Consider the following 7806-nt stretch of genomic DNA (forward strand, 5'->3'; position numbering starts at 1 on the left):
CAGCTCCCGCTCAGGCCTCCTGGTCAGTCTCGGGGGCGACCATGACGTGGTCGCCGTCGGGCACGATCCGCACCCGCAGCCCATAGACCTCGGCGAGGATGTCCGGCTGGAGCACCTCGGCGGGTGTGCCCTCGGCGAGGACCACCCCGTCGGCGAGCACGGCGAGTCGGTCGCAGAAGCGGGCCGCCAGATTGAGGTCGTGCAGGGCGACGACGGCGAGGCGGCCCGTATCCCGGTGACAGATCCGGCGCACGTGGGAGAGCACCGAGACCTGGCGGCACAGGTCGAGGGCGGAGGTGGGCTCGTCGAGCAGGATGAGTCCGGGTTCGCGCACGAGCGTCTGGGCCAGGGCCACGAGCTGGCGCTGGCCGCCGGAGAGCTGGCCCAGTGGCCGGTCGGCCAGCTCGGCCACACCGAGCTCGTCCAGGGCGCTCCAGGCCCGGTCGATGTCGGCTCGGCTCGTATGCCAGGTCATCCCGCGCCTGGAGGCGGTGAGCACCGACTCCAGAGCGGTCAGGGCGGCATCGCCGGGCAGGCCCTGCGGCATGTAGCCGATCATGCCGCGCAGGTCCCGCCCTCTGCGGTCCTCGAAGGTCACCTCCCCCAGGTAGCGGCGCAGCTGGGCCACGCAGGTGACGAGCGTCGACTTGCCGGCGCCGTTGGGGCCGAGCAGTCCCACCATCTGCCCCGTCTCCCAGGTGGCGTCGACCCCTTTGAGGACGGCCCGCCGGCCGTAGGAGAAGGTGAGATCGTCCAGTACCAGGCTCATGATCCGCTCCTGACCGCCGAGCGCTGGCGTCCGAAGATGATGGTGAGGAACACTGGCACGCCCACGAGGGCGGTCAGGATACCGACGGGTACGGCCACTCCCGGCACGATGATCTGGCTGGCGGCGTGGGCGGCGGTCAGCAGGGTGGATCCGGCCAGGATGGAGGCGGGCACGAGGAAGCGCTGGTCCTCCCCCACCAGGCCGCGGGCCATGTGCGGCCCCACGAGCCCCACGAAGCCGATGATCCCCACGAAGGCCACGGACAGGGCGGCCAGCAGCGAGACCCCGACCAGGGTCCACGCGCGCAGGCGCGCCACGTTGATGCCCATGGCCGCGGCGCGCGCCTCCCCCAGGGTGATGGCGGTCAGTCGCCAGCCGTTGACCCAGAACACGGGCGTGGCCACGAGCAGAGCCACCGAGACGGTGGCCACGGCCGGCCAGGTGGCGCGCATGAGGGAGCCCATTGACCAGAAGACGATCTGCTGGAGGCTCTCGGTGGAGGCCCGGTACTGCACGAGCGCCAGGAGCGCCTGGCAGCTGAAGACCAGGGCGATGCCCAGCAGGATCGTCATCTCCTTGGTCACCGAGGGCAGCCGAGAGACCATCGCGATGGCCATGGAGGCCGCCAGTCCCGCCGTCATCGCCACGATCGGAAGGGTCGCCCCGGTAGCCACCGGCAGCACGAGGCCCGTGACGATCGCCAGCGCCGCGCCGAGGGCCGAGGCCGCCGAGATCCCCAGGGTGAAGGGCTCGGCCAGCGGGTTGTCGAGGATCGTCTGCATCTGCACGCCGGCCAGGGACAGCGCCCCGCCCACCAGGACCGCCAGGAGCGCCGGGGGCAGGCGCAGGTTGATGACGATGTTGGCGACCCACGGGTCGTAGTCGGCGTAGAAGAGGGAGCCGAGTACCTGGGCCGGACTGAACCCCAACGGCCCCACCATCAACGCCGCCAGGAAGACGGCCAGGAGCAGGGTCGCGAGTCCCATCAGCATCGCGATGCGACGCAGGGTCCGACGACGGTAGGAGGCGTAGGCCGACGACGCACTGTCCGCACCGCCCGCGGGGGCGGTCTGAGTCCCGGTCGTGCCGGTCACCGCGCTGTCGGTTCGGGCACCCGTTCCATCAGCGGCGTCGTCGGCAGGGGCCTTGGAGCGCGGGGCGCCCATCAGATGGAGGTGAAGAAGACGCCCTCGGCCTTCCAGGGCATGTAGTCGTCGTGGAAGGACTTCCAGACGGCGTCGGGGTCGATGTCGCTGAAGGCCTCGGGGTTCTGCCACTTGGCGAAGGTGAGGTAGGCGATGAAGTTGTAGGGGGCGTCGTAGAACTGGTGGTAGACGCCGTAGACATGCCGGTCGGTGAAGGCCTGGATCTGGTCGTAGCCGGGCTGGTTCTTCAGCTGCTCCAGACTGGCCTTGGCGGAGGCCTCGTCGGCCTTGTAGCCGAGGTGGACATAGCTGGTCTGGGCGGTGTCCTTGATCTTCTGCTGCTGCCACTCGCCACCGGTGGCGATGATGTTCTGGGGGTTGGAGGCGATGACCTGCTCGGGGGTGAGAACGCCCTCCTCGCCGGACAAAAGGCTGTCGGCGATATTGGTGCCACCGGTCGCCGTGACGATGGCCCCCAGGTTGGCGGTGGAATAGGTGGAACCGGGGTCGTTGACGCCCGGGCCGCGCCACAGGAAGGTGGTGGGCCTGGTGGTCAGGGACTTCACCTTCTCAACGATGGGGTCGACCTGCTTCTTGTAGAAGGAGACGAAGGCCTCGGCCTCCTTGCGCTTGTCGAAGAGGTCGCCCATAAGGGTGACCGAGGGGACGGTGTTCTTGACCGGGTCGCGTCGGAAGTCTGTGACGACGTACTTGATCTGCTGACCGTCCAGCTTCTCGAGGTAGCCCTTCTCCTTCGCGGAGTTGTAGACGTCCAGGGTCATGACGAAGACGTCGGGCTTGTACTGCACCAGGGTCTCAATGGGCAGGCCGTCCTTGGCGATGGAGCCGATGGTCGGCAGCTCGGCGGCCTTGGGCGAGACCGCCACGATCTTCTCGTAGAAGTCGGGAGCGGCCTTCTGAAGGTCCTCGCCCCAGGCGACCACCTTGTCGACGGGGTTGGTCTTGTTGAGGAAGGCGAGGGAGTAGACGTGGCGGGACTCGCTCAGGACGATGTTCTTCGGCTGGGTGTCGAAGGCGACCTTGCGACCGACGATGTCAGTGACCTCGAACCCGCCGCCCGACGCGCTCGCGGAGGCACCGCCGCTGGAGCCCTTGCCGGCGCGGGAGGTGACTCCGCAGCTGGCGAGGACGGCAGTGAGTGGGAGGGCCATGAGCAGGGTACGACGGCGCATAGGAGTCCTTCGGTGACGCGAGGTTGAAAGCAGATCACCGAGGATATTAGGTCTACCTAAGTCAACTTGCCAAGAGAGTTACCTTTATTTTAGTAAGGTTAGACAAATGCTGTGCGGACCAGATGGATGGTCGGCACAGCGACAAGGCGGCGTCAGACCGAGCCACAACAGCTACACCACAAGAGAGCCAACGGCATGGACCGCCAGGATGGCGAGCAACGCCGCGGCCGGTGGAAGGTACTTGCGCGGGTGGCGCATGACGTCACGCTCGGACTTCCAACTCGTCAGCGGCCAGTAGATCTCCAGGAGGACCGCAGTCACCGCTCCAGCGAGCGAGGCCACCACTCCGGCCACAACGGTCTCGACAAAACCGCCGCCCAGCCAGACGACGAACACACCCACCAGACAGTTGGACGCCATATACAACAGTGCGAGGCCCCTGGCATAGGCGGCCATGACCCGTCTCGATCCGGGTGCGGCCATCACCACCGCGCGAGTGCTGAGGTAGCGGGAGAAGTAGGCATTCAGTGGCGTGTTGACGACAACGAAGGCCATGGTCATCGGAGTGATCAGCCCACGGCTGGCCATGGTGTAGGTGAAGACCAGTGCGACCGCAAGCATCATCAGAGTATTGACCTGCGTGGTGCGCACGGTCGCCAGCTCACCGAGGACCAGACTGCGGCGGCCGCCCCGGACAGTTCCCACCTGCGTGCGGCGCACCCGCAGTCCGGCGGCGCGGACGACAGCGGCGAGACCAGCAACGATGAAGAGAAATGCGGAGGCAGCGGGCACCACCCACCAGGCGGTCGCCCCAACGATGAGGGCCCCACCGGCCACCCAGCGCGAGACGGCCCGCTCCCCCGCCCACAGGGTCAGCCCCAGCGCACCGGCCCCCAACCCGATGGCGATCATCTCCACCGCCGTCGTCGCAGCAGCGCCTACGCCGAGACTCCGGCCACCTCCTCCGCCACCGGTGAGCAGGACGAACAGGGTGATGGGCACAACCGCCTCGAAGAGGATGACAGCGTCGGCCACGAGGTAGGCGGCCCGGGCGAGCTCATCACGTCGGAGCGGGAAGCGGGCCAGATCATCCCAGCGGCCGGAGCCGATCCAGGCCGAGGCGATGGTGGCCGTCAGGCCGACGGCGGCCAGGACCAGTCCGGTGACCGCGACGCGCGGGTTGACACGGAGGTCGGTCGACGCCCCGAACCAGACGGCCAGGGCGCACAGGATGACGGCACCCAGGACGGTCTGGCGCCCCACGAACTGCCCGGTCACCGCCTCAAGGGCGGCCCGGCTAGCCGACCAGCGCCGCCACGGCATCAGAGTCCTCGGGGGTGGTCAAGGGGCCGCTCATCCGGCCGGCGGAGAGCACGTAGAGGCGCCGGGTGCAGCGAGTGAAGGACTCGGCGATGTGGGAGCTGAGCAGGATCGAGCGCCCGGATGCGGCCGCGTCGTTGATGCTGCGGTAGAGGAACTCGGTGGCGGTGAAGTCGAGGAAGTCGACGGGCTCGTCCAGGAGGAGCAGGGGCGTGGTCAGGTAGAAGGCGGCGATGAGGTTGGCCTTCTTGCGTGAGCCGCTGGAGAGCCGGGAGAAGGAGGTGGTCCGGTAGCGGCCGTAGTCGAAGCCCTCGATCAGCTCCTCGAGGCGGCCGCGGTCCGGGCGCCGGTGGTAGGCACGCTCCATGAAGCCGATGAAGGCCTCCAGGTTCCAGGTGGGGAAGGAGGAGTCGTCGGCGAGGCTGAGGTAGCGGGCGGCCTTGAAATGCTCGTCGCCAGGGCGCGTGTCCCGGCCCCGGTAGCGCAGGGCGCCCAGGCGCGCCCCGCGGTGGACGTCGCACAGGGAGGCGAGCATCGTGGTCTTGCCGGCGCCGTTGAGGCCGATGAGCCCCACAGCCTCGCCGGCCTCGAGAGCGAAGGAGACGTCGGCCAGGACCGGCCGGTCGCGCTCGTACCAGGCGGACAGGGCCTCGACCTCAAGGAGGTGGGCCGGGGCATCGCCGACAGCGCTCATGAGCTCGGAGGAGTTCGGTCATCTCGGTCGCCTCCCTTGCCGTCGATGGACGGACGGATCACCTGGATCAGGAAGAGCACGGCAACAGCGATGGAGATAACCGCGACCGCCGTGTCTCCCCGCCGGACGGAGAGGACAGCTACGACGATGTTGAGCACCACGATGACAATTCGGAAGATGCGTAGGGCCCGTCCCGTCAACACGGTTGCCTCCTTCTTCGCAGATTCCCACGGCGGGAACCAGCTACTTGCCCCTCTCACTGTAGGCCCGGGCCGGATCTCAGTGCCGCACTTCAGGGACCATCCTGGCGCAAGGATCTCACCTTCCAGAAGTATTGACATCTGACGCGGTGTCGTCTTCCCGTGCCATTCCGGGCTCCGCAGCTTCACAGGAGACCCACAAGGTCAACCTACGCCTGACATACACGGGGCCGACACGGTTGAGCCATGCACAACTCCGACACCCTCAACCCGGCCGAGCCGCCCCAGACGGACCAGGATCACCAGTCCGGCCGGCACTCTCACTCCACGAAGTCCCGCAAGCACCCGCGCCGCCGCTTCCTCCTGGGCGGCGCCGCCGTCCTGGGCCTGGCCGCCACCGGCACCAGCGCCTGGGCACTCAACCGGTTCGTCATCGACCACGTCGAGGTTGGCGACGTCACCTCCCTGGAGGCCAAGGCTCGCAGCGCCGCAGGCTCCTCGGCCGCCCCGGCCACCAATGTGACGGTCGGGGAGAGCTCCTACTCCTCGTCCAACACGAGCATCGAGATCCAGCAGGTCTCCACCGGATCGGGCAGCGACACCGTCACCTACTACGTGGCCGACGTCAAGCTCACCAACGCCACCGACCTGCGCAGCGCCTTCGCCAACAACTCCTACGGCACCAACATCGTTGCCAAGCCCACCGCGATGGCCTCCGAGCACGACGCGATCCTGGCCATCAACGGCGACTACTACGGCTTCCGCAGCGACGGCATCCTCATCCGCAACGGCGTCATCTACCGCGACAGCGGCAAACGCGACGGCATGGCCTTCTACACCGACGGGCGCGTCGAGGTCTACGACGAGACCACCACCAACGCCCAGACGCTCCTGGACGCAGGCGTGTGGAACACGCTGTCCTTCGGGCCGGCGCTGGTCAACAACGGCCAGGTGCTCTCCGGCATCGACCAGGTCGAGGTCGACACGAACGTCGGCAACCACTCCATCCAGGGCAGGCAGCCGCGCACCGCCGTGGGGTGGGTGGAGAAGAACCACCTGAAGCTCGTCGTCGTCGACGGCCGCAGCGAGGGCTACTCGCGCGGCGTGACCATGACCGAGCTCGCCCAGATCATGGCCGACCTGGGGTGCGCCTGCGCCTACAACATCGACGGCGGCGGCTCGTCGGCCATGTACTTCAACGACTCGATCATCAACCAGCCCTCCAACGGGGGCGAGCGCGACACCTCCGACATCCTCTACATCGCGAACGGATCCTGAGATGAACGGCACCCACACAGCTCTTCAGACCTCGCCGCGGGTGCTGCCGCGGGTCATCGTCCCGGCGAACCGGACCGCCGCGAACCGCACGGCGGACAACCGGACGACGCCGCGGGCCGGTAGCGCGCCCCGCCCTCAGACGGCGGTGACGCTCGTGGTCCTCATCCCGGCCTACAAGCCCGATGAGCGCCTGGCCGCGCTCGTGGCCCAGCTGCGCGGGGCGCGCCGGGACTGCGCGGTGCTTGTCGTCGACGACGGCTCGGGGCCGCGCTACGCGCCCTTCTTCGCCGCCGCCCGCGCCCGGGGCGCCCAGGTGGTCAGCCACCCCATCAACCAGGGCAAGGGTCAGGCGCTGCGCACAGGTCTGGCCCACGCGGCCGCCACCTGGCCCGACGCGGACGTGGTGTGCGCCGACGCCGACGGGCAGCACACGCCGTCGGACATCGAGGCCGTGGCCGCGCGGGTGCGCGAGACCGGGCACATGACCCTGGGGGTGCGGCGGTTCACCGGGCCGGTGCCGCTGCGCAGCCGGATCGGCAACGATGTGACCGCCCTGCTGTTCCGCGGCGCAACCGGCTGGAGGCTGGGCGACACCCAGACGGGCCTGCGCGGCTACCCCGCCGGGCACATGACCTGGCTGCAGAGCGTGCCCGGCGACCGCTACGAGTACGAGCTCTCCACCCTGCTGCGCGCTCACGAGCTGAGGCTGGTGGTGGAGCAGGTGGAGATTGCCACGGTCTACGAGCCGGGCAACACCTCCTCGCACTTCCGACCATTGCAGGACTCGGCGCGGATCTACGCCCCTCTGCTGCGGTTCACGGGGGCGTCGCTGGCGAGCTTCGGGATCGACTGGCTGGGTGTCATGGTCATCTTCGCGATGACCGGCAACCTGCTGGCGGCCGTCGTGGGGGCGCGGCTGATCTCCGGGACCGCGAACTTCTTCATGAACCGCCGCATCTTCAAGGCCCGGCGAGGCACCGTGGCGCGCACGGCGGTGCGCTACGTGATCCTGGCGGTGAGCCTGATGGCGGCCAGCTACATCGCGCTCAAGGCGCTCACCGCGATCGGGGTCCCGCTGGGGATCGCCAAGGTTGTCGGCGACGGAGCCATCTACGTGGCCAGCTACGTGGCACAGCGCCGGCTGGTCTTCAAGGAGCGGGGGTGAGACCGACCGGCCGGGGGGGTGCCCCTATGTGGTGTGTCAAGC

General features: G+C 68.5%; 8 protein-coding genes. 2 read left to right on the forward strand and 6 right to left on the reverse strand.

Annotated elements, in window-relative coordinates; translation table 11 throughout:
* Positions 1-10: 10 nt before the first annotated feature.
* From HMPREF9056_RS04720 to HMPREF9056_RS14615, 6 genes are all read right to left on the reverse strand, one after another.
* Positions 11-769 (reverse strand): ABC transporter ATP-binding protein, encoded by a 759-nt coding sequence (locus tag HMPREF9056_RS04720; protein WP_009403343.1) that lies wholly within the window; start codon positions 767-769, stop codon positions 11-13.
* The gene (locus tag HMPREF9056_RS04725; protein ID WP_009403344.1) at positions 766-1935 is read right to left on the reverse strand and encodes an iron ABC transporter permease; all 1170 of its coding nucleotides are present in this window, start codon (positions 1933-1935) and stop codon (positions 766-768) included. Before HMPREF9056_RS04725 ends, HMPREF9056_RS04720 begins: the two co-directional genes overlap by 4 nt.
* A complete protein-coding gene (locus HMPREF9056_RS04730; protein ID WP_009403345.1) occupies positions 1935-3107 on the reverse strand; it encodes an ABC transporter substrate-binding protein in 1173 nt (390 codons plus the stop codon). Before HMPREF9056_RS04730 ends, HMPREF9056_RS04725 begins: the two co-directional genes overlap by 1 nt.
* 171 nt (positions 3108-3278) lie before the next feature.
* Entirely contained in the window at positions 3279-4430 is a 1152-nt protein-coding gene (locus tag HMPREF9056_RS04735; RefSeq protein WP_009403346.1) for a hypothetical protein, read from the reverse strand.
* A complete protein-coding gene (locus HMPREF9056_RS04740; protein ID WP_009403347.1) occupies positions 4405-5121 on the reverse strand; it encodes an ATP-binding cassette domain-containing protein in 717 nt (238 codons plus the stop codon). Before HMPREF9056_RS04740 ends, HMPREF9056_RS04735 begins: the two co-directional genes overlap by 26 nt.
* Positions 5118-5462, reverse strand: a complete 345-nt coding sequence (locus HMPREF9056_RS14615; RefSeq protein ID WP_253269936.1) for a hypothetical protein — start codon at positions 5460-5462, stop codon at positions 5118-5120. The genes HMPREF9056_RS04740 and HMPREF9056_RS14615 overlap by 4 nt, the downstream gene beginning before the upstream one ends.
* A 105-nt stretch (positions 5463-5567) precedes the next feature.
* On the opposite strand from HMPREF9056_RS14615, the gene HMPREF9056_RS04750 reads away from it, so the two are divergent.
* Together HMPREF9056_RS04750 and HMPREF9056_RS04755 are read left to right on the forward strand one after the other, a co-directional pair.
* Positions 5568-6599, forward strand: a complete 1032-nt coding sequence (locus HMPREF9056_RS04750; RefSeq protein ID WP_009403349.1) for a phosphodiester glycosidase family protein — start codon at positions 5568-5570, stop codon at positions 6597-6599.
* A gap of 1 nt (position 6600) precedes the next feature.
* The gene (locus HMPREF9056_RS04755) at positions 6601-7764 is read left to right on the forward strand and encodes a bifunctional glycosyltransferase family 2/GtrA family protein (RefSeq protein ID WP_009403350.1); all 1164 of its coding nucleotides are present in this window, start codon (positions 6601-6603) and stop codon (positions 7762-7764) included.
* Positions 7765-7806: the final 42 nt, after the last annotated feature.

It is taken from the genome of Actinomyces sp. oral taxon 170 str. F0386 (genome assembly GCF_000195595.1).
Taxonomy (GTDB): Bacteria; Actinomycetota; Actinomycetes; order Actinomycetales; family Actinomycetaceae; genus Actinomyces.

What these genes read in the sequence shown, in the direction of transcription:
- HMPREF9056_RS04720 (WP_009403343.1), bottom strand. Translation starts at nt 769, where the DNA reads ATGAGCCTGGTACTGGACGATCTCACCTTCTCCTACGGCCGGCGGGCC.
- HMPREF9056_RS04725 (WP_009403344.1), bottom strand. Translation starts at nt 1,935, where the DNA reads ATGGGCGCCCCGCGCTCCAAGGCCCCTGCCGACGACGCCGCTGATGGA.
- HMPREF9056_RS04730 (WP_009403345.1), bottom strand. Translation starts at nt 3,107, where the DNA reads ATGCGCCGTCGTACCCTGCTCATGGCCCTCCCACTCACTGCCGTCCTC.
- HMPREF9056_RS04735 (WP_009403346.1), bottom strand. Translation starts at nt 4,430, where the DNA reads ATGCCGTGGCGGCGCTGGTCGGCTAGCCGGGCCGCCCTTGAGGCGGTG.
- HMPREF9056_RS04740 (WP_009403347.1), bottom strand. Translation starts at nt 5,121, where the DNA reads ATGAGCGCTGTCGGCGATGCCCCGGCCCACCTCCTTGAGGTCGAGGCC.
- HMPREF9056_RS14615 (WP_253269936.1), bottom strand. Translation starts at nt 5,462, where the DNA reads ATGTCAATACTTCTGGAAGGTGAGATCCTTGCGCCAGGATGGTCCCTG.
- HMPREF9056_RS04750 (WP_009403349.1), top strand. Translation starts at nt 5,568, where the DNA reads ATGCACAACTCCGACACCCTCAACCCGGCCGAGCCGCCCCAGACGGAC.
- HMPREF9056_RS04755 (WP_009403350.1), top strand. Translation starts at nt 6,601, where the DNA reads ATGAACGGCACCCACACAGCTCTTCAGACCTCGCCGCGGGTGCTGCCG.